Below are 21,078 nucleotides of genomic sequence, written 5' to 3'. Positions count from 1 at the left end.
AGAAAAAGTCTTAAGATACAATATAAAAATGATAATGACGGGTTGACAAGTCACAATGGGAATTTTAGAATACTACTTAGCTGAGGCAAGAGGTCTGCGGCGGGAAGCCTGCAGGCGAGAAGGAGACTAACTATTATGAAGAAAGAACCATTTGTGACAAAAGAACAGATTGAAGAAATTGTAAAGACATATCCAACCCCGTTTCACCTTTATGATGAAAAAGGCATCCGTGAAAATGCAAAGGCAGTAAAAGAAGCATTTGCATGGAATCCGGGATTTCGTGAGTATTTTGCAGTAAAAGCAACTCCGAACCCATTTATCTTAAATATTTTAAAAGAGTATGACTGCGGCTGCGACTGTGCATCCCAGACAGAGCTGATGTTAGCTGATTCCCAGGGATTTGACGGAAAGCATATTATGTTTTCTTCCAATGATACCCCTGCATATGAATATAAATTTGCAGACAAGATTGGCGCAATCATCAACCTGGATGACTTTACCCATATCGACTTCTTAGAGAAGACAATCGGTAAGATTCCGGAGACCATCAGCTGCAGATATAATCCGGGCGGAGTGTTCAAAATGAGCAACGGTATCATGGATAACCCGGGAGATGCAAAATACGGATTTACAACGGAGCAGTTATTTGAAGGCTTTAAGATTTTAAAAGAAAAAGGTGCAAAGAATTTTGGTATTCATGCATTCTTAGCAAGCAATACCGTAACCAACGAATATTATCCGATGCTTGCAAAACAGCTTTTTGAAGTAGCTGTTAAATTAAAAGAAGAAGTAGGCTGCCATATCAGCTTTATCAACCTTTCCGGTGGAGTTGGTGTGAACTATACACCAGACCAGGAACCAAACGACATCCGTGTTATCGGCGAAGGCGTACACAAGGTTTATGATGAAATTTTAGTTCCGGCAGGTATGGGTGATGTAGCTATCTATACTGAGATGGGACGTTTTATGTTAGCACCTTATGGATGCCTTGTGACGCAGGCAATTCATGAGAAACATACACACAAGGAATACATTGGTGTGGATGCCTGTGCGGTAAACCTGATGCGTCCTGCAATGTATGGTGCATATCATCACATTACCGTGCTGGGCAAGGACAACAGCGTATGCGACCACAAATATGATGTAACCGGTTCTCTTTGTGAGAACAATGATAAATTTGCCGTAGACCGTATGTTACCGAAGATTGACATGGGCGATTATCTGGTAATTCATGATACCGGAGCACATGGTTATTCCATGGGTTATAACTACAATGGTAAATTAAAATCCGCTGAGTTACTTCTGAAGGAAGATGGCTCCGTACAGCTTATCCGTCGTGCAGAGACACCGAAGGATTATTTTGCAACATTTGACTGCTTTGATATTTTGAAAAATATGAAAGACCCGGAAAAATAAACTTGCAATCTATTAGAAAATATGATAAACTTTCATTTGTTCGGTTCGACGGAACCGAATAAATGCCGGCGTGTCGGAATGGCAGACGAGGCAGACTCAAAATCTGTTGTGGGCAACCACGTGCGGGTTCAAGTCCCGCTGCCGGCATTAATATTTTGGAAAAGAATCGACTACAGGTCGGTTCTTTTTTTACGCGAGTAGCGAGAAAAATCTGGGAGAAAAGAAGGAGCCAAGCTCGCTTTGGCGAACTTCTTTTCTGTTCAGATTTGGCGAGCACCGCGATAACTCGAGAAACTCGCTAAGCGTGTTTCCCGTAGTTCCGCGAGTAGAAGGTAAGGAGAATTACATGGAACAGACCAATGACAGAACATTTTTAGAAACAGAACCGGTAGGAAAGCTGTTATTAAAACTGGCATTGCCTACCGTTGCAGCCCAGTTGATTAATATGATGTATAACATAGTAGACCGTATGTACATCGGCCATATTCCGGGGGATGGTGCAATGGCACTGACCGGAGTTGGTGTATGCATGCCGCTTATTATGGTAGTATCTGCGTTTGCAGCACTGATTAGCAATGGTGGTGCTCCACGGGCAACCATATTTATGGGAAAAGGAGAGAAGGACAAGGCGGAAAAAACGCTGGGGAACTGTTTTTGCACCCAGATTATTGTATCGCTGATACTGACTGCATTTCTGCTGGCTGGAAACAGAGGCTTTCTTCTGGCATTTGGAGCCAGCGAAAATACGATTTCTTTTGCTGCTGATTATATGAATATTTATGCTATAGGAACGATTTTTGTGCAGTTGACCCTGGGGATGAATGCATTTATTACGGCGCAGGGATTTGCCAGAACCAGTATGCTGTCGGTACTGATTGGTGCAGTGATTAACATTGTGCTGGATCCGGTATTTATCTTTGGATTTGGAATGGGTGTAAAAGGAGCAGCGCTGGCAACGGTTCTTTCCCAGGCATGTTCCTGTATCTGGGTGCTGGCTTTCTTATGCGGAAAGAAAACGCATCTTCGCCTGAAAGGAAAAAATATGGTTTTGCAGGCAAATATTATTTGGCCGAGTATTGCACTTGGAACAGCAATGTTTATTATGCAGGCAAGCGAGAGCGTGATTTCAGTCTGCTTTAATTCTTCGTTATTACGATATGGCGGAGATATGGCAGTAGGAGCCATGACCATATTAACCAGTGTCATGCAGTTTGCACTACTTCCGTTACAGGGATTGGGTCAGGGAGCGCAGCCGATTATCAGCTATAATTATGGAGCCAAAAGAGCAGACAGGGTAAAAGAAGCCTATTTTTTATTATTGAAAATTGATGTTGGATTTTCCTTTGTTTTGTGGGCATTGGTGATGGCATTTCCAAGAGCATTTGCAGCCATGTTTACCTCGGATGAGGCACTGATTGCATATACGGGAAATGCACTCCGGATTTATCTTATGGCAATTATGATATTCGGAATCCAGATGGCGTGTCAGATGGCATTTACATCACTGGGAAAAGCAGTATCTTCCATTATTGTAGCGGTCATGCGTAAATTCGTATTATTACTGCCGCTTATTTATATTATGCCGCACATTTTTACCGGCAATCAGGCAATGGCAGTTTATATGGCAGAGCCGGTAGCGGATGTGCTGGCGGTAAGCTTTACGTCTGTACTGTTCTATTTCCAGTTCCGCAAGGTGCTGCGTCAGATAGAAGAATAGTTCAAAAAGAGCCTTTTTGAGGCTCTTTTTCGTTGACAATAAGTTATCATATATGATAACATAGAGACAGTTGTTGAGGTGAGAAATGGAGAAGAATAAGAGCAGGGAGCAGTCGACGCGTTCGGATGTGGTGCGTCAGTTGAAGGCGGTGCGCAAGGAACAGCATATTACCCAGGAAGTGCTTGCAGAGCGGGCAGGCACGAAGAAATCCAATATTTCCAGATTGGAGAGCGGAAGATATAATCCAAGTCTGGATTTTCTAGTGAAGGTAGCAGGCTGTCTGGGGAAGACCGTAGAGATTCAAATTATGGACAAATAGAAGGAGACAGGGTATTATTATGAAGAAGAACAAACCGAAGACCATGGGGAAAAATATTGACCGGGATGTGGAATTATGCAGAACTACCAATGCCAGAGTCAGCAGTCAGATGATGCGGACACTGGTAAGCCATGAGATTCCATTTACACAGAACTGGGTGAGAGTTCCATTTTATAAGAGAGTTGCTTATAATGGGGCGAAGGAAGTCTGTGTTATCAGCACACATTATAACCAGTATCAGCGGGCGAGAAGAGTATTAGACCATATGGAAGTGGTATATCGGGAACGCATGATTTTGCATGCGGTATAAGACAGGAGGAAAAAGAGATGGAGAGCTTAACAAAGCAGTTTCCAGATAAGGAGACCTTTGACAAATTCTTTGTAGAGAATTTCAAGACCATGACTTACGAAGATGTAAAAGAAGGCTTAGAGGAATTAGTCAAGGCAGAAGGCTTAAACATATTTCAGGATGATTATGTGAAAAATGTGCGGAAAGAGGATTTTAAAGAGCATCTTTCCAAGGGCGCACGATTTGAATTTGAAAATGCCATGACAGAAGCATTTTACGATAAGAATCCGGAAGTATATGAGGCGGCATTTGGACTTTACGAAGAAGTACCAAAGCAGGCAATGGCAATTACTGAAACTTTTCACCGCACGTATCAGGAGATATATGAAGAGAGTTTAAATTGTATGTTTGATGCAGTGATAGCTCCGTTGTTATAAGAAAAAATTTTTCGGATATTTGAATGTATAATCCACTTTTTTAGAATAGCAGATTCTGACTGTGATTCTAAGAAAGTGGATTTTTTCGTTGTCAGGCATTCATAAGAAAATGCTGGTGGCAGGTTTTGCAGGTGTAATTTGGAAAGCGTACTTCCTGACTTTAGAAAAATTTAATTTCAAAAAGTGAAAAGATTGTGCTACCATTACAATAAGCATGTAACAGGTGATTGTGAAGGGGATAGATTTTGTCCTGAAAATATTACGGGATGCACAGAGGGATTATCTTTATTCGATATGAAATGCCAATCGTTCTTAGAATGCGTGTTTTTCTTGTTTGTAAACTGTCTTTCCGGTTGCTTTGGCGGAATAGCTGCACTGTCCGTCGAAGGCAGATGCCACATAATGCCTGCAAGGGACACTGGGAATTTCGATATTATATGTAATCGCATCTGGCAACCGGCACAAATTCACATCCTTGTTCAGTTGTGCCTCGCTGGTGCATCCGTGCACCAGCGTTGCCTGTTGCCAGACGAAATTCCAAGTGTCCCTAAACAGCCCTTATCAGGCATCTGTATTTCGACGAACCGTGTAGCTCTTCTGACAAACATTGGAAAGACGGTTTTTATAACAACAAGGAAAACACGTATTTTAGAACCATGGCATTTCATAGCGGAAGATAATCCCCTGCGCATCAGCGTAATATAATTGGAACAAAGTTCGCTATCCCGTTTGCACAATCACCTGAATAACCAGAATAAAAGGAGGAAGCTATCAAATGGCATTTGTATCCTTTCAGAATGTAAGTAAAGTATATAAAACCGGAGAAGTTACGATAGAAGCATTACATGATGTGAATTTTGAAATAGAAAAGGGAGAATTCTGCGTTATCGTAGGAGCGTCCGGAGCAGGAAAGACAACAATATTAAATATATTGGGAGGAATGGATTATCTGACCACCGGAAAAGTATATCTGGATGGAGAAGAAGTCTCTGCATATAATAAGCGGCAGCTTACCAGTTACCGGAGATATGATGTGGGATTTGTATTCCAGTTTTATAATCTGGTGCAGAATCTTACAGCATTGGAAAATGTTGAACTTGCAGCACAGATTTGCAAGGAACCGTTAGATGCAGCAACAGTTTTAGATGAGGTGGGCTTAAGTGAACGGAAAGCCAATTTCCCGGCACAGCTATCCGGTGGAGAACAGCAGAGAGTGGCAATTGCGAGAGCACTGGCAAAGAATCCGAAGGTGCTGCTTTGTGATGAACCGACAGGCGCACTGGATTATAATACCGGAAAAGCCGTTTTAAAACTGCTGCAGAATACTTGCAGAAAACAGGGCAAAACCGTCATTGTAATTACACATAATCAGGCACTGACTGCAATGGCAGACCGTGTCATTACCGTAAAGAGCGGAACCATTCAAAAGATAGAGAAAAATGAACATATCGTGGATGTCGATGAGATTGAATGGTAGTCCATGTGGAAAAGAAAGGGTTTGAAATATGAAATCCATGATGAAGAGAAATACATTTCGTGAGATAAAGAAAAGCTTTGGAAGATATTTTGCTATCCTTGCCATTATTGCACTGGGTGTTGCATTTTTTTCCGGCCTTAAGATTACCCAGTCGGTCATGGTGCATTCTGCGGATGTCTATTTAAAGGATTTGCAATTCTATGATTATCGTCTGGTATCCACACTTGGCTTTACAGAAGAAAATGTAGAAGCACTGGCAGAAAAAGAAGATGTCCGGGCGGCAGAGGGTGCCATATCGGCAGAGGTTCTTTATAAGGATGCCGGAGAAAATGAGCGCGTTATCAAGATGCATTCCATCACAGAGAAGGTCAATAAACTGAAGCTGATTGCCGGAGAAATGCCGCAGTCTGCTGATGAATGTGTGGTAGATTCCGCACTTTTTTCAGAAGATGCCATTGGAAGCAAGCTGGTTCTTTCGGAAAATAATACAACAGATGATTTAGATAAATTTGCATACAAAGAATATACGATTACCGGACTGGTACAGTCACCGTGCTATATCCAGTTTGAACGTGGCAATACATCCATTGGAAATGGCAGAATCAGCGGATTTGCCTATATATTAAAAGATGGATTTGCAGTAGATTATGACACAGAAATCTATATTAAATTTGATGAAGATTATGACATCTATTCCGATGAGTATGATTCCTATATGGACGCAAAGGAAGCAGACTGGGAGGCCTATACAAAGGAACAGGCAGATATCCGTTATGAAAAGATTGTAAAAGACGCACAGGACGAACTGGATGAGAAGAAGGAAGAGTTAGAGGAAAAGCGGGCAGAAGCGGAAGCGGAATTAGAATCGGCAAAGCAGCAGCTTACGGATGGAGAAACAGAGATCTCCGATGGAAAAAATCAGATTGCTTCTGCAAAGACCGAGCTTTCTGCTAAAGCATCGGAGCTGCAGTCCGGGAAGGATGCATTGTCTTCTAAGGCGGCAGAATTAGAGAGCGCATCGCAGCAGATTTCCGGGCAGGAAAGTGCACTGGCAGCAAAAAAGGCAGAGTATGAGCAGGGATTGAATGCTTATTTGGCAGCAAAGCAGCAGGTGACGGATCAGAGAAACAGCCTAGAGGCTGCAAAAGCGCAGTTGACGGAAAATACTCCGGGCTATGAAGAGATGCTGGCACAGATTGAAGCCGGTTTAACGGAGGTTGCCGGTGCAGAAGCAGAATTAAATGCAAAGAATGCGGAATTAGAAGCAGCCGCAGGTCAGCTTTCTTCTGCGGAAAGCCAGCTGGCAGCCGCAAAGCAGCAGATAGAAGATGGAAAAAATGCACTGGCAGCTGCCGAGGCAGAGCTTACGGATGGGGAGAAGCAGCTTGCGGCAGCAAAAGAACAGATAGAAGAAAAAGAAGATCAGCTTGAGGCTGCAGAAACAGAGCTGGCAGACGGCTTATTGCAGTATCAGGAGAATCAGAGTGAATTTGATGAGCAGATGCAGGATGCGGATGACCAGATAGCAGATGCACAGAGTAAGATAGATGAAATCGAGAAACCAGAGACTTATGTACTGGACCGGAATACCAATGTGGGTTATGTGTGCCTGAAAAATGATTCCGGTGTAGTAAAAGGAATTGCCAATGTATTTCCGGTATTCTTCTTTCTGGTGGCAGCGTTAATCTGCATGACGACCATGAATCGTATGGTGGAAGAACAGCGGACACAGATTGGAGTATTAAAGGCACTGGGTTTTAGTGAAGGAAAGATAATGGGAAAATATCTTTTCTATTCCGGCTCTGCAGCCATCAGCGGAACGTTAATCGGCTATGTGCTGGGAATCCATTTCTTCCCGTTAGTCATCATAACAGCCTATGGAATTGTCTATAAAATGGGTGGGATTTATTATGTGTCTGACCTGCCACTGGCACTGGTTTCACTTACCGTTGCAGTACTTTGCTCCGCTGGGACGACCTGGCTGTCCTGCCATAAAGAGTTAAAAGAAGTGGCGGCAGATTTGATGCGGCCGAAAGCACCAAAAGCCGGAAAACGTGTATTCTTAGAGCATGTACCATTTATCTGGAAGAGACTTAAATTCTTGCAGAAGGTATCCGTAAGAAATATTGTCCGCTATAAGAAGCGTTTCTTTATGATGGTAATCGGAATCAGCGGCTGTACGGCATTGCTGGTGATGGGCTTTGGTGTAAGGGATTCTGTAGTGGCAGTGGCAGACCAGCAGTATGAAGAAATCCAGCTTTACGACATCGGAGTTACATTAAAAGCTGGAAAGATGCCGGGAGAGGCCGACCTTAAATCTTTAGATTCTGTATTGGAAAAGGAAAATGCAGCAGGCATGTATGCCATGGAAAAGACCATTGACCTGGTGACAGATAAAGGAACTAAGTCGATTCATATGGTGGCAGTGGAAAATCCGGATGAAGTAGGAGACTTTATTTCGCTGCATACAAAGAAACAGGAGCCGATTGCTTATCCAAAAGAAGGAGAAGCAGTACTTTCGAAGAAAGTGGCAGAAACCTATGCAGTCAAAAAAGGCGATACGATTCTGCTGCGTGACAGTGACAACAATGAGATGCACTTAAAAGTCACCGGAATCTGTGAGAATCATATTTATAATTATGTATACATTGCACCGGAATCCTATGAAAAACAGATTGGGGATGTGGTATTTAAAAACGTGTATGTGAGACTGCCGGATGCGTCAGATATTCATGAAGTGAGTGCGGCACTGATGAAAGCAGATGGTGTGACGGCAGTAACCGTTAATTCCGATATGTTAAGCCGGATTTCACAGATGATGTCCTGTATGAATTATATTGTCATTATCATTATTATCTGTGCCGGAGCACTGGCATTTATCGTATTATATAATCTTAATAATATCAATATTACGGAACGGGTGAGGGAGATAGCTACCATTAAAGTATTAGGCTTTTATCCAAAGGAAACAGCATCTTATGTGTTTCGTGAGAATATGGTCTTAACTGCTATCGGCTGCGGACTGGGACTGATTTTAGGAAAATGGTTCCATCGTTTTGTAATGGGTGAGATACAGATTGATATGGTATCCTTTAATGTACAGATTAATGCAGTAAGTTATCTCTTTAGTGTTTTGCTGACGATGGGCTTTGCATGGATTGTAAACTGTATGATGACAGGCAAATTAGAACGTATCAACATGGCAGAATCCTTAAAATCAATAGACTAAAGCAGACTGTTTTTTTGCGATTTTTTTCTGGCAAACCGAAGGAGCGCAAGAAAGGATAAAAAAGTAGTCAGCAGTTCGCCTGCAAGCATGCCATAGAGGTAGCAGCGGATGCCATATGTTGGAATCAGTGCATAGATAAAGAAAATGCGTAAAGTGCAGCCGCTCATATTAATGTAGAACGCACGCCCCGGTTTCCCTAGACCGTGAAGAACGGAAGTAAGGGTGGTGGACAGATAGAGGAAAGGGCAGATCCAGCTTAATATGAGTATGAAACTGCCGGCTAATGTGTTCTGGAAAACGAATTGTCCAATCCATTTCCCAGTCAGAAGAAAACCGAAGGTACAGGAAAAGCCAAGAAGCAGACAATAAAACACCGTTTTTTTAATAGTACGGCGGATTAAGTGAAAATCCTTTCTTGCATAGGCTTCTGAAATAGCAGGCATCAGCAGCACCGAGACAGAATTTACAAGGACATTGGGAAAAAGAATCATTGGCATTGCCATTCCGGTAAAAATGCCGAAGACGCTCAAGGCATCCTGATTGCTGTAGCCATATTTTTTTAAGCAGATGGGAATCAGAATGGCTTCAATACTGGAAAATAAGTGATATGCTACGTGATTGGTGGTAAGGGGCAGCGCAAAGAGGGAAAGCTCCTTAAAAATTCTTTTTATATGCCTGCTGCACTTTTGGAAATGAAGGCAGCTTACGGAAAAGAGTGAAGAGGCCAGTTCACCGCAGACAACACCCCAGACAGCAATGGATGGGGTGATGGGATAACTTTTTTCCAGGCAGATAAGATAAAGTGTATAGACACTTAAGACCCGGACAACCTGCTCCATAAGCTGGCTTACGGATGGCACCAGAGTTTTCTTCTTCCCATAATAATAACCATTGATACAGGCATGGACACTGGCAGGAATCAGGCAGTAGGAAAGAATAACAAGGAGTAGAGCACAACGGGCTTCATCTAAAATATGAATGGCAATAAAATCAGAATAAGAAATCAGAATAACAGTAAGTGAGAGTGCAATTCCCACAGAAAGAACCAGACCGGCATAGAGGTAACTCATGCCGGTATTTTTATGGTCGGCTGCAGCAACAAAGCGGGAGACAGCGGTCTGGATGCCTGAGGAACTGAAGGCAATACAGAGGGCAAAAACCGGAAAAATAAGCTGATAAATTCCAAGACCTTCTGCACCAATTATGCGGGAGAGGAATATTCTATAGAAGAAACCGATTACTCTGCTGGAAAGTCCGGTCACAGTAAGCAGGAGAGTACCGGCAATCAGTGGATTTGAAATGGATTTCAACGGTTTCAATTGGAGCCTCCATGAAAAAGCAGATTTGTCAAAAGTATATGATAAATCAGAGGCAGAAAGAACTATTCTCAGAGGGAAAGAAGCATGAAGAAAATGATTTATCTTGATAATGCAGCAACAACACCGACAGCACCGGAAGTAATCGAAGCAATGCTGCCCTTTTATGAGCGTCGTTATGGAAACCCATCTGCCCTGTATGATCTGGGGCAAAAAAGTCATGATGCCATAGAAGAAAGCCGGCATATCATTGCGCAGAGCATCGGGGCGCAGCCGGAGGAAATATATTTCACAGCCGGAGGAAGTGAATCTGATAACTGGGCATTGAAATGTACCGCAGAAAGTATGGTTATGCGAGGCCGGCATATCATTACCACGAAAATAGAGCATCATGCCATTTTAAGAACCTGCGGATATCTGGAACAGAATGGTTATGAGATTACTTACCTTCCGGTAGATGACAAGGGAACGGTTTCCTTGGAGCAGGTGCGGCGGGCAATCCGGCCGGATACCATATTGATTTCTGTTATGATGGCAAATAATGAAATTGGCACCATAGAACCTATAGCAAGAATCGGTATGCTTGCCAGGAGATATGGAATCTGTTTTCATACGGATGCCGTACAGGCATATGGACATATTCCCATTGATGTCAACAGAATGAATATTGATATGATGAGTGCCAGCGCACATAAATTCAACGGACCTAAGGGAACCGGATTTTTATATGTGCGAAAGAAAAAGAGGATACCTCCTTTTATCCATGGAGGAGGCCAGGAAAGCGGTGTCCGGGCGGGAACTGAGAATGTGCCGGGAATTGTAGGCATGGGAAAAGCGGCAGCCATGGCAATGGAAAGCTTAAAAGAGCGGATGGAAATCGAGACAAGGATGCGGGATTACTTGATTTATTCAGTATTAAAGCAGGTGCCGAAGGTAAGGCTGAATGGGGAATGGAACAACCGCCTTCCGAATAATGTGGACTTTTGTTTTGATGAGTTAGAAGGTGGGAATCTTTTGGTTATGCTGGATATGGATGGAATCTGTGCATCGGCAGGTTCAGCGTGTTCTTCCGGAGAACATGAGCCATCCCATGTGTTAACAGCCATCGGTGTACCGCCGGAAATTGCAAGGGGAGCATTGCGGCTTACTTTAAATGAAAAAATTACGGCAGAGCAGATTGATTATGTGACTGCCTGCATCAAAAAGAATGTCACAATCCTAAGGGGACAGAAGGAAACCGTAAAATTCACTTGACGGATGCTGACAGTGTGGGTAAACTGTGAGTGCAGCTAAAAATTTGCCTGTAGGATAGGATTAAATATATGAAGGAAAAAGTAGTAGTTGGAATGTCCGGCGGAGTGGATTCTTCCGTTGCGGCATATCTTTTAAAGGAACAGGGCTATGATGTGATTGGTGTAACCATGCAGATCTGGCAGGATGAGGAAGAGACACAGCAGCAGGAAAATGGTGGCTGCTGTGGCCTAAGTGCCGTGGATGATGCCAGAAGAGTGGCTGACCGGTTGGAAATACCCTATTATGTGATGAACTTTAAGCAGGAATTTAAACAGTATGTAATGGATTATTTTGTGGCAGAATATTTGGCAGGAAGAACGCCGAATCCATGTATTGCCTGTAACCGTTATGTGAAATGGGAGTCACTTCTTGCCAGAAGCTTAAGCATCGGAGCAGATTATATTGCAACCGGACATTATGCAAGAATTGCAAAATGTGACAACGGACGTTTCGCAGTGGCAAAATCTGTAACAGCAGCCAAGGATCAGACCTATGCATTATATAACCTGACACAGGAGCAGTTATCCCATACATTGATGCCGGTAGGTGCTTATCATAAAGATGAAATCCGCAAAATTGCAGAAGAGGTGGGACTTCCGGTGGCTCATAAGAGAGACAGCCAGGAAATCTGCTTTATCCCGGATAATGACTATGCAGGTTTTATTGACCGTGAGGTTGGAGATGCAGTTCCGGGAGAGGGAAACTTTGTGACAAAAGATGGTGAAATTATCGGACGGCACAAAGGAATTACCCACTATACCGTAGGACAGCGCCGTGGCTTGAATATACCATATGGCAAACGGATTTTTGTAACAGAGATCAGACCGGAAACCAATGAAGTAGTGGTAGGTTCGCCAGAGGATGTATTTACGGATACACTGGTTGCAGACCATGTCAATTATATGGGACTTACCGATTTTGATGGCAGACGTCTCTTAGGTAAAATCCGTTATGGACATGCAGGAGCCATGTGTACCGTGGAAAATATCGGAGAGGGCAGGATCCGCTGTCATTTTGAAGAACCGGTCCGTGCTGTGACACCGGGTCAGGCGGTGGTATTTTATGATGGGGAATTTGTCGCAGGCGGTGGAATCATTATAGGAAAATAGTGAATTGTGCACAAAAATGAAATGATAAAATTATATATTATATACGAAGTTTACATTCCGGACTTGACGTTTCTGATAAAATATAGTACATTTGTAATGTAATAAGCAGGGACGCAAACCGGATTGTTACTAGAGATAGGCAAGACTGGATTGCACTTTAAGATAATTGTTAGGTCGGATTATTTAGAGTGTAATGCAGCTTTTTTATATCATAAACAGGTGAAACGTAATGCAGATTATCAAAGTAATTAACAATAATGTAATCAGTTCCGAGGACGATAAAGGTAAAGAAATCATCGTTATGGGAAAGGGCATAGGCTTCGGAAAGAAAGCTGGAGAAGAAATAGATGAGACAAAGATAGAAAAAGTATTCTCCCTTCCGGACGAAAGTACCAGCCAGTTCATGCAGGTGGTAAAGGACATGCCGTATGAATATATCCGGACAGCCGAGCTGGTTATCGCATATGCCAGAGAAACATTAGGTTATCATTTAAGTAAAAATATTTATGTGACATTAACAGACCACTTGGGATACGCCATAGAGAGAAAGCAGCAGGGCATCGTTGTTGCGAATGAGCTTTCCTGGGAGATGAAGAAATTCTACAATGCAGAATTTCAGGTGGGATTGAAAGCCTTAGATATTGTAAAACAGGAACTAGACGTGGAGCTGCCGGAGGATGAAGCTGGATTTATTGCGATGCATCTGGTAAATGCACAGATGGGCGGTCAGATGAATCAGTCCAGGAACATGCCGGCAATGATAAAGGATATACTCAATATAGTCAGATATACCTTTCAGGTGGAATTGGATGAAAAGAGCCTGTCCTATGAGCGTTTTGTAACGCATTTAAGATTCTTTGTACAGCGGGTAATCAGTCGGGAAGACAGTGAACGTAATGATGAAGAATTTGACCAGTTGATTGCGGATCGTTTCCCGCGTTCCTACGAATGTGCACAGAAGATAAAGAGTTACATGAAGAAGAAGCTTGATTATGAAGTCTCGGATGTAGAGATTTCCTATCTGGCAGTACACATTCATCGTGTGATTCACAGTATGAATAAGTAAATACCCTTTCGGCAAGGGATTGTTACGTTAAGACGGCAAAACCCAGACGAATAAGACTCATAGGAAGAGTTTTATTTGTTTGGGCTTTTTTAATTTACAGGAAATTGCTTTCCTGTAAATTAAAAAACGCTCCGCGAGGATGCACACTGCGGCGTATAAGGTAGATGTCGCAAGCGACCGCCGCAGGCGCGAGAATGTGCCAAGGCACATTCGTTGTTTTTAACAAAATGAATAAAACACAGGAGTGTTTTAGATAAAAATGAACATGCTATAAAAAATAAAAATGGAGGGATTGTTATGGCAAGTAAGTATGATGGACTGGCAAGAATTATTATCCAGAACGTAGGCGGCAGGGAGAATATCATAAGCCTTGCGCACTGTGTTACCAGACTTCGTTTTAAATTAAAAGACGAGTCCAAGGCTAACACCGAAGTATTAAAAGCAACGGAAGGAATTGTGACAGTAATGAAATCCGGCGGACAGTATCAGATAGTAATCGGAAATCATGTACCGGATGTCTATGATGTGGTTTGTGAACATGCACATCTGGCCGGAAACGGAGCTGTTTCCGAGGATGCAGAAGACGGCGGAGAGAAGATGGGGCTTGGTGCAAGACTCATTGATTTGATTTCCGGTGTATTCCAGCCATTCCTTGGTGTGCTTTGTGCAGCAGGTATTATCAAAGGTCTTTTGGCACTGTGGTCTTTTATCGCAAGTCAGTCAGGAATTGATGTTACCACAAGCGGAGCATATCAGCTCTGGTATTCCATTGGAGACGGATTCTTCTATTTCCTGCCGATTATCTTAGGATATACTGCAGCAAAGAAATTTAAGATGAATGAATTTATCGGAATGGCACTTGGTATATCACTTACCTATCCGGCACTGGTTAATCTGACTTCAGGAGAACTGATAGGTTCCCTGTTTGCAGGAACTTCCTTTGAAATGAATTATTATACAACCTTTTTTGGAATTCCTGTTATTATGCCATCCAGTGGTTATACTTCTTCGGTAGTACCAATTGTTATTGCAGTGGCTTGTGCTGCCTGGCTGGAAAAGAGATTAAAGAAAGTAATTCCGGACGTTATTAAAACATTTATCGTTCCGGTTGTAACTTTGGCAGTAATGGTTCCACTTACCTATCTGGTAATCGGACCAGTATCTACTTTCCTTTGCAACATTATCGGTATTATTTTCGGAGCAATCTATAACCTTCCGGTTGTAGGAGGTCTTGTAGCAGGTATCTTAGTCGGAGCATTCTGGCAGGTACTGGTAATCTTCGGATTACATTGGGGACTTGTTCCACTGGCAATGATTAATTATGGAACTTTAGGATATGACTTCATCCTTTCTCCATATTTCGCAGCATCTTTTGCGCAGTCCATGGTTGTACTGGCAATTGTATTAAAGACAAAAGATAAGAAACTTAGAAATATTGCATTACCGGCGTTTATCTCAGGACTCTTTGGTGTAACAGAGCCATGTATTTATGGTATTACACTTCCAAAGAAAAAACCATTCGTAATTTCCTGTATTGCATCCGCTATTGGTGGTGGAATCATAGGATTTGCCGGAGTTAAAACTTATATGATGGGTGGTCTTGGATTCTTCGGACTTCCGGCATTCATCGATGGTGAGTCAAAGAGCGTTTACAGTTTGATCTGGGTATTAATCGGTATGGCAGTAGCTATGGTAGTTGCATTCGTAGCAACTTACATTACCTATCATGATGATGCTCCAAAGAATGATGAAGCAAAAATAGAAAAGAAAGGCACAAAAACCGCAGCAAACCAGGTAATTGCATCTCCTCTTACCGGAGAAGTAAAAGCCTTGGAAGAAGTAGAAGATGAAGCATTTTCAAGCGGAGCATTAGGTCAGGGTGTTGCTATTCTCCCGTCCGAAGGCAAATTATATGCACCATGTGATGGCGAAGTAGTAACCTTCTTCCCAACCGGTCATGCCATTGGAATAGTATCCGATGGCGGAGCAGAAATCCTGATTCATGTGGGCATGGATACCGTGAAATTAGATGGAGAAGGATTTACACCGAAGGTAGCACAGGGAGCCAAAGTAAAGAAAGGTGACCTTTTATTGGAATTTGATATTGCAAAGATTACAGGAGCAGGATATTCCGTTCTGACTCCGGTTATCATCAGCAACACAGCAGATTATGCGGATGTAGTTCCGACAGATGCAAAGAAAGTTGCAGCGTTGGACGCATTGATTACCGTTTTATAAATTAGTTTTCCATAGTTTTTTATACCTAAGGGTGCGGGCTCTGATAAAGGGCTCGTGCTCTATCCAACAAAATCAGAAGCCTTATTGCAGGGCAGAATGAGAAAAGAAAAATATAAAAACAGAAATTATAAATTTTTACAAATAAAAATAATAAGAAGCAGGAGGAAAAAGCAATGAAGACATTTCGTAAAGATTTTCTCTGGGGCGGTGCAACCGCAGCCAATCAGTTTGAGGGAGCATGGGATGTAGATGGAAAAGGAGCATCTGTTTCTGATATGTGTACGAATGGTTCCCATACCGAGCCGAAAAAGGTAACAAGAACCATTCATCCGGAATATCTCTATCCGAGCCACGAAGCAATTGATTTCTATCATCATTACAAAGAGGATATTGCATTATTTGCAGAAATGGGATTTAAAGTATTCCGTTTATCCATTGCATGGACAAGAATTTTCCCGACCGGAATGGAGAATGAACCAAACGAAGCAGGACTGGCATTCTACGATAAAGTATTTGATGAGTGTTTAAAATATGGCATTGAGCCGCTGGTAACCATTTCCCATTATGAAATGCCATATGCACTGATTGAAAAATACAATGGCTGGGAAGCCAGAGAATGTATTGATTATTTTTTAAATTACTGCAAGGCAATTTTCGAAAGATATCAGGGCAAAGTAAAATACTGGCTGACCTTCAATGAAATCAATGGCGGAACCACACCGCTTGGCAACCTGCTTTCCCTTGGAACTGTAAAAGGCTATGAGGGAAAAATTACAGAGATTCCGGATGACCCGAAGGTTCGTTTCCAGGCATTGCATCATCAGTTTGTTGCCAGCGCAAAAGCAGTAAAATTAGCACATGAAAAATATCCAGAATATCTTATCGGTGATATGAATGTCTTTATGACCAAGTATCCATTTACCTGCAATCCGGAGGATGTGTTAGCAACACAGAAGGAAATGCGGATTATGAACTGGTTCTGTTCCGATGTGCAGGTAAGAGGAGAATATCCGGCGTATATGGAGCGGTATTTTGAAGAAAATAATATTCATGTTAAAATGGAACCGGGCGATGAAGAAATTCTGCGGGAAGGCTGTGTGGATTTCTATACCCTCAGCTATTATATGAGTAGTTGTGTATCGAAAGATCCAAATGGCGAGCAGACGGATGGAAACCTGATTGCCGGTCTTAAGAATCCATATCTTAAGGCAAGTGACTGGGGCTGGCAGATTGACCCACAGGGCTTACATTATTCCTTAAATGAAATTTATGACCGTTATCAGATTCCGGTTATGGTAGTAGAAAATGGCCTTGGTGCTTATGACAAATTAGAAGAAGATGGAAGCATTCAGGATGATTACCGTATCGACTATCTGCGGGATCATATCAAAGAGATGAAAGAAGCGGTAAAAGATGGCGTTGACCTGATGGGATATACACCATGGGGCTGCATTGATTTAGTAAGTGCATCCACCGGAGAAATGGCAAAGAGATATGGCTTCATCTATGTAGAAAAATATGATGATGGAACCGGAACTCTTGCAAGAAGAAAGAAAAAATCCTTCGACTGGTATAAAGAAGTAATTGCTTCAAATGGAGAAAACTTATAAAAGAAAGAAGGTATGGACTATGGAAAAGTTTAATGGAAAAAAGGTATTCAGCGGTATTGCAATTGGAAAGGTAAAACTCCTTTTAAAAGCTGAAAATCAGGTGGTAAGAAAGAGAATAGAAGACCCGGCAGCAGAGATTGCCCGCTATGAAGCAGCAAAGCAGACTGCAATTGAACAGCTCCACAAGCTTTACAAGAAAGCATTAAAAGAAGTGGGTGAAGTAAATGCACAGATTTTTGATGTGCATGCCATGATGTTAGAGGATGGAGATTATAATGATTCCGTTCACAATCTTATTGAGAGTCAGAGCGTAAATGCAGAGTATGCGGTAGGTGTTACCGGAGATAACTTTGCAGAAGTATTTGCAAATATGGATGACGAGTATTTCAAAGCCCGTTCCATTGATATGAAGGATATTTCTGAGCGTGTCATCAATGTATTATGTGGAAATGATATGGGAAGCGACCTTGGAGATGAGCCGGTTATTATCGTAGCAAAGGATTTAGCTCCGAGTGAAACCGTACAGATGGATAAAAGTAAGCTGCTGGCATTTGTAACACAGCTGGGCTCTACGAATTCACATACTGCAATTTTAGCAAGAACTATGGGCATCCCGGCACTGATTGGTGTGGAAATCAAGGAAGAGTGGAACGGAAAACAGGCAATTGTGGATGGCTATACCGGAACTCTTATCATTGAACCGGATGAAGCAACTTTGGCAGAATATAAGAAAAAAGCAGAAGAGGATGCAAAACAGAAGGAATTACTGCTGACTTTAAAGGGAAAAGAAAATGTGACAAAGAGTGGTCAGAAAATCAATCTGTATGCCAACATCGGAAATGTCTCTGACTTAGCGGCAGTACTTAAAAATGATGCCGGTGGAATCGGACTTTTCCGTAGTGAATTTCTTTATCTTGAAAAAGATACCTTCCCAACAGAAGAAGAACAGTTTGTAGCTTATAAGCAGGTCGCAGAGACCATGGCAGGAAAGAAGGTTATTATCCGAACCCTGGATATCGGAGCCGATAAGCAGGTGGACTATTTTAACCTCGACAAAGAAGACAATCCGGCAATGGGATATCGTGCCATCCGGATCTGCCTGACCCAGCCGGAAATTTTTAAGACCCAGCTTCGTGCTTTATTCCGCGCAAGCAATTACGGAAATATTGCAATTATGTATCCGATGATTATTTCGGTAGATGAAGTGCGTAAGATTAAAGCAATTTCAGAAGAAGTGAAAGAAGAACTTACAAAGGAAGGGATTCCTTTTGGAAATGTGGAGCAGGGTATCATGATTGAAACTCCTGCAGCAGCAGTAATGAGTGATGAACTGGCAAAAGAGGTTGATTTCTTCAGTATCGGAACCAACGACCTGACCCAGTATACACTGGCAATTGACCGTCAGAATGCAAAGCTTGACAGCTTCTATAATCCGCATCATGAAGCAGTGCTCCGGCTGATTCAGATGACCGTGGAAAATGCACACAAGGCAGGCATCTGGGCAGGAATATGTGGAGAACTTGGGGCAGATACAACTTTGACCCAGCGTTTCTTAGAGATGGGGGTAGATGAATTATCTGTTTCTCCTGGCTGTGTTCTTCCGGTTCGAAAAGCGATTCGGGATGCAGAATAATGAGCCGTAAACTGATTTTTTTGGATGTAGACGGAACTCTGGTGGATTTCACCATGCACATGCCGGAATCTGCCAGGGAAGCATTAAGCATTGCCAGAAAGCGGGGACATCTGATTTCGTTATGTACCGGAAGAACTGTAACGAATGTGTATCCATGGCTTTTAGAATTTGGATTTGATGCCATTGTGGCTTCGGCAGGTGCTTATGTGTCTGCAAATGATAAGGTGATTTACCATAGCGTTCTGGCAAATGATAAGGTGCAGGATATGGTAGAGGTGCTGAAGGAGCACGGTGCATGCTTTATGCTGCAGGGAATCAATGGACGTTATGTGGATGAAGAGAATGCAAAGAAAATGAGAGAACGCTGTATGCGGCTTGGACTTGATATTGACGGTGCTCTAAACGGGATGACGCTTGTTGAACATCCGGAACAGATGCCGGCTCTTGAAAGTGGAATGTATTTTGATGCCGATATTCCGGTGGATGTGATGCAGAAGGAAGTCGGAAATTATATCAAGATAACCGGAGCAAGCTTTGGCAAGGATCGTCAGATGTCCGGTGAAATGACGAAGATGGGAGTCAACAAGGCAACCGGAATGCAGCGGCTTATGGATGAGTTAAAGATAGGCAGGGAAGATACCATTGCTTTTGGTGATGGACCAAATGATGTGGAAATGCTGCAATTTGCAGGAACAGGAGTGGCAATGGGAAATGCGATTCCGGCAGTAAAACAGTATGCGGATATGGTTACAGATAAGATTGATGAAGACGGACTGTATCATGCATTCGAACGGCTGCATCTGTTGGGGGAGGATTTGAAGTAAAAACAATTTTCTTATGATAGAAAAAGGCGGCGTGGTTTGTCAACTTAGGAGACATGATAAGTGCCCTTTACTGTATTTATGTTGTTTCCGCAGTTGACGAACCGCGCCGTTACTTTTGCATACACAGGAAAAATCGCATGCCTGCATACAGATTTGGTGAACACCGCAATAAGAAGAGAAATTCGTAAAGCGTGATTCCCATAGTTTACAACGGAAGAAAAGCCGGTTTTCTCTTTTCGAATACAGTAAAATACTGAAAGCCCGCTGCCTTTAAAATGTCCGGTACTTTTGCAAAATCAAATGCAACATGCTCCGGTTTGTGGGCGTCGGCACCGATGGTAATGATTTCACCGCCTAGTTCGTGATAACGTTTTATAATATCTTCTGTTGGATTCGGATGTCCCAGACCATATTTGAAACCACCGGTATTGATTTCAATTCCTTTTCCCATATCAATGAGCTTTTCTAAAATCGCATCAATGACATCGGCATATTTCTGATAAGAATATTCAAGGTTCCGGTTTGGACCGTAGCGTACCACATAATCGATATGTCCATATACATCAAAATGATCAAATACCGCAAGATTTTCCAGGATAGATTTAAAATATTCCAGATAAGCCTGCTGTTCGGTTTTTCCTTCAAAAAAGCGGGAGTAGTAAGGGTCTTTGCCGTGGATTACATGGGAAGAGCCGATGACAAAATCAAAGTCATACCGGCTTATCAGTTCCTGATGTTTCGCTGCAAGATGAGGCTGCAATCCAAGCTCAATGCCGGTCAGCACTTTTATTTTATCTTTGTATTGCTGTCCCAGCTTCTGGATAGTTGGGAAGTAGACCGGAGTGTCTAAGATAAATTCCGGTTCATCCTCCGGATGTTCTTTTGGATAATCATAATCCATATGGTCGGTAATGCAGATTCCGCCAAGTCCCAGTTCGATAGAGGCTTTAATCATGGATTCCGGTGAGGTCTCACTGTCGGTAGAAAAAGCAGTGTGCATATGTGTGTCCCAAAGCATAGTGTACTCCTTTCTGTGGGTGGTGTATGGCGGGTAAGGTTGTGCAGGTGGGAAACTGGATGAGAAAGTTTCTTCCCAAAAGCACCG

16 protein-coding genes and 1 tRNA gene are annotated in these 21,078 nt (G+C 42.5%); 15 read left to right on the top strand and 2 right to left on the bottom strand.

What is annotated here, in order from left to right; all coding sequences use genetic code 11:
* Window positions 1-135: 135 nt before the first annotated feature.
* From DXB43_RS03325 to DXB43_RS03290, 8 genes are all read left to right on the top strand, one after another.
* Window positions 136-1,416 carry a diaminopimelate decarboxylase gene (locus tag DXB43_RS03325; protein ID WP_022242696.1) on the top strand — a complete coding sequence of 427 codons (1,281 nt, stop codon included), beginning with the start codon at window positions 136-138 and terminating at the stop codon, window positions 1,414-1,416.
* 64 nt (window positions 1,417-1,480) lie between these two features.
* A tRNA-Leu gene (locus DXB43_RS03320) sits at window positions 1,481-1,563 on the top strand.
* Between the two features lie 199 nt (window positions 1,564-1,762).
* Window positions 1,763-3,133 carry an MATE family efflux transporter gene (locus tag DXB43_RS03315; RefSeq protein WP_117696893.1) on the top strand — a complete coding sequence of 457 codons (1,371 nt, stop codon included), beginning with the start codon at window positions 1,763-1,765 and terminating at the stop codon, window positions 3,131-3,133.
* Between the two features lie 85 nt (window positions 3,134-3,218).
* A complete protein-coding gene (locus DXB43_RS03310; protein WP_022242419.1) occupies window positions 3,219-3,452 on the top strand; it encodes a helix-turn-helix domain-containing protein in 234 nt (77 codons plus the stop codon).
* Between the two features lie 19 nt (window positions 3,453-3,471).
* On the top strand, window positions 3,472-3,762 hold the full coding sequence (locus tag DXB43_RS03305) for a hypothetical protein (protein WP_022242418.1): 291 nt from the start codon (window positions 3,472-3,474) through the stop codon (window positions 3,760-3,762).
* A gap of 17 nt (window positions 3,763-3,779) precedes the next feature.
* Window positions 3,780-4,178, top strand: coding sequence for a hypothetical protein (locus DXB43_RS03300; protein WP_022242417.1), 399 nt, complete (start codon window positions 3,780-3,782; stop codon window positions 4,176-4,178).
* Between the two features lie 775 nt (window positions 4,179-4,953).
* Entirely contained in the window at window positions 4,954-5,655 is a 702-nt protein-coding gene (locus DXB43_RS03295; RefSeq protein ID WP_117840773.1) for an ABC transporter ATP-binding protein, read from the top strand.
* 28 nt (window positions 5,656-5,683) lie between these two features.
* The gene (locus DXB43_RS03290; RefSeq protein WP_243006630.1) at window positions 5,684-8,884 is read left to right on the top strand and encodes an ABC transporter permease; all 3,201 of its coding nucleotides are present in this window, start codon (window positions 5,684-5,686) and stop codon (window positions 8,882-8,884) included.
* On the opposite strand, the gene DXB43_RS03285 is transcribed toward DXB43_RS03290, so the two are convergent.
* On the bottom strand, window positions 8,881-10,203 hold the full coding sequence (locus tag DXB43_RS03285) for a polysaccharide biosynthesis protein (protein ID WP_117946758.1): 1,323 nt from the start codon (window positions 10,201-10,203) through the stop codon (window positions 8,881-8,883). The genes DXB43_RS03290 and DXB43_RS03285 overlap by 4 nt on opposite strands.
* An 84-nt stretch (window positions 10,204-10,287) precedes the next feature.
* On the opposite strand from DXB43_RS03285, the gene DXB43_RS03280 reads away from it, so the two are divergent.
* The 7 genes from DXB43_RS03280 to DXB43_RS03250 all read left to right on the top strand — a co-directional run bounded on the left by DXB43_RS03280 (window position 10,288) and on the right by DXB43_RS03250 (window position 19,973).
* Entirely contained in the window at window positions 10,288-11,454 is a 1,167-nt protein-coding gene (locus DXB43_RS03280; RefSeq protein ID WP_117946756.1) for a cysteine desulfurase family protein, read from the top strand.
* A gap of 68 nt (window positions 11,455-11,522) precedes the next feature.
* Window positions 11,523-12,602 carry a tRNA 2-thiouridine(34) synthase MnmA gene (gene mnmA / locus DXB43_RS03275; protein WP_022242412.1) on the top strand — a complete coding sequence of 360 codons (1,080 nt, stop codon included), beginning with the start codon at window positions 11,523-11,525 and terminating at the stop codon, window positions 12,600-12,602.
* A 229-nt stretch (window positions 12,603-12,831) separates the two neighbouring features.
* On the top strand, window positions 12,832-13,668 hold the full coding sequence (gene licT, locus DXB43_RS03270) for a BglG family transcription antiterminator LicT (protein ID WP_022242411.1): 837 nt from the start codon (window positions 12,832-12,834) through the stop codon (window positions 13,666-13,668).
* A 297-nt stretch (window positions 13,669-13,965) separates the two neighbouring features.
* Window positions 13,966-15,906, top strand: a complete 1,941-nt coding sequence (locus DXB43_RS03265; protein WP_117946754.1) for a beta-glucoside-specific PTS transporter subunit IIABC — start codon at window positions 13,966-13,968, stop codon at window positions 15,904-15,906.
* A gap of 173 nt (window positions 15,907-16,079) precedes the next feature.
* Window positions 16,080-17,516: a glycoside hydrolase family 1 protein gene (locus tag DXB43_RS03260; RefSeq protein WP_022242409.1), complete on the top strand. Its 1,437-nt coding sequence runs from the start codon at window positions 16,080-16,082 to the stop codon at window positions 17,514-17,516.
* Between the two features lie 19 nt (window positions 17,517-17,535).
* Window positions 17,536-19,149 carry a phosphoenolpyruvate--protein phosphotransferase gene (gene ptsP, locus DXB43_RS03255; RefSeq protein ID WP_117946854.1) on the top strand — a complete coding sequence of 538 codons (1,614 nt, stop codon included), beginning with the start codon at window positions 17,536-17,538 and terminating at the stop codon, window positions 19,147-19,149.
* Window positions 19,149-19,973: an HAD family hydrolase gene (locus DXB43_RS03250; RefSeq protein ID WP_117946752.1), complete on the top strand. Its 825-nt coding sequence runs from the start codon at window positions 19,149-19,151 to the stop codon at window positions 19,971-19,973. The genes ptsP and DXB43_RS03250 overlap by 1 nt, the downstream gene beginning before the upstream one ends.
* Window positions 19,974-20,178: 205 nt before the next feature.
* On the opposite strand, the gene DXB43_RS03245 is transcribed toward DXB43_RS03250, so the two are convergent.
* Window positions 20,179-20,991 (bottom strand): histidinol-phosphatase HisJ family protein, encoded by an 813-nt coding sequence (locus tag DXB43_RS03245; RefSeq protein WP_117946750.1) that lies wholly within the window; start codon window positions 20,989-20,991, stop codon window positions 20,179-20,181.
* Window positions 20,992-21,078: the final 87 nt, after the last annotated feature.

Origin of the sequence: Roseburia sp. OM04-10BH (assembly GCF_003462605.1) — a bacterium.
In the GTDB taxonomy this organism is placed as follows: Bacteria; Bacillota; Clostridia; order Lachnospirales; family Lachnospiraceae; genus Roseburia_C; species Roseburia_C amylophila.
The sequence above is the reverse complement of the archived record's forward strand: the minus strand, read 5'-3'. Positions and strand labels throughout refer to the sequence as shown.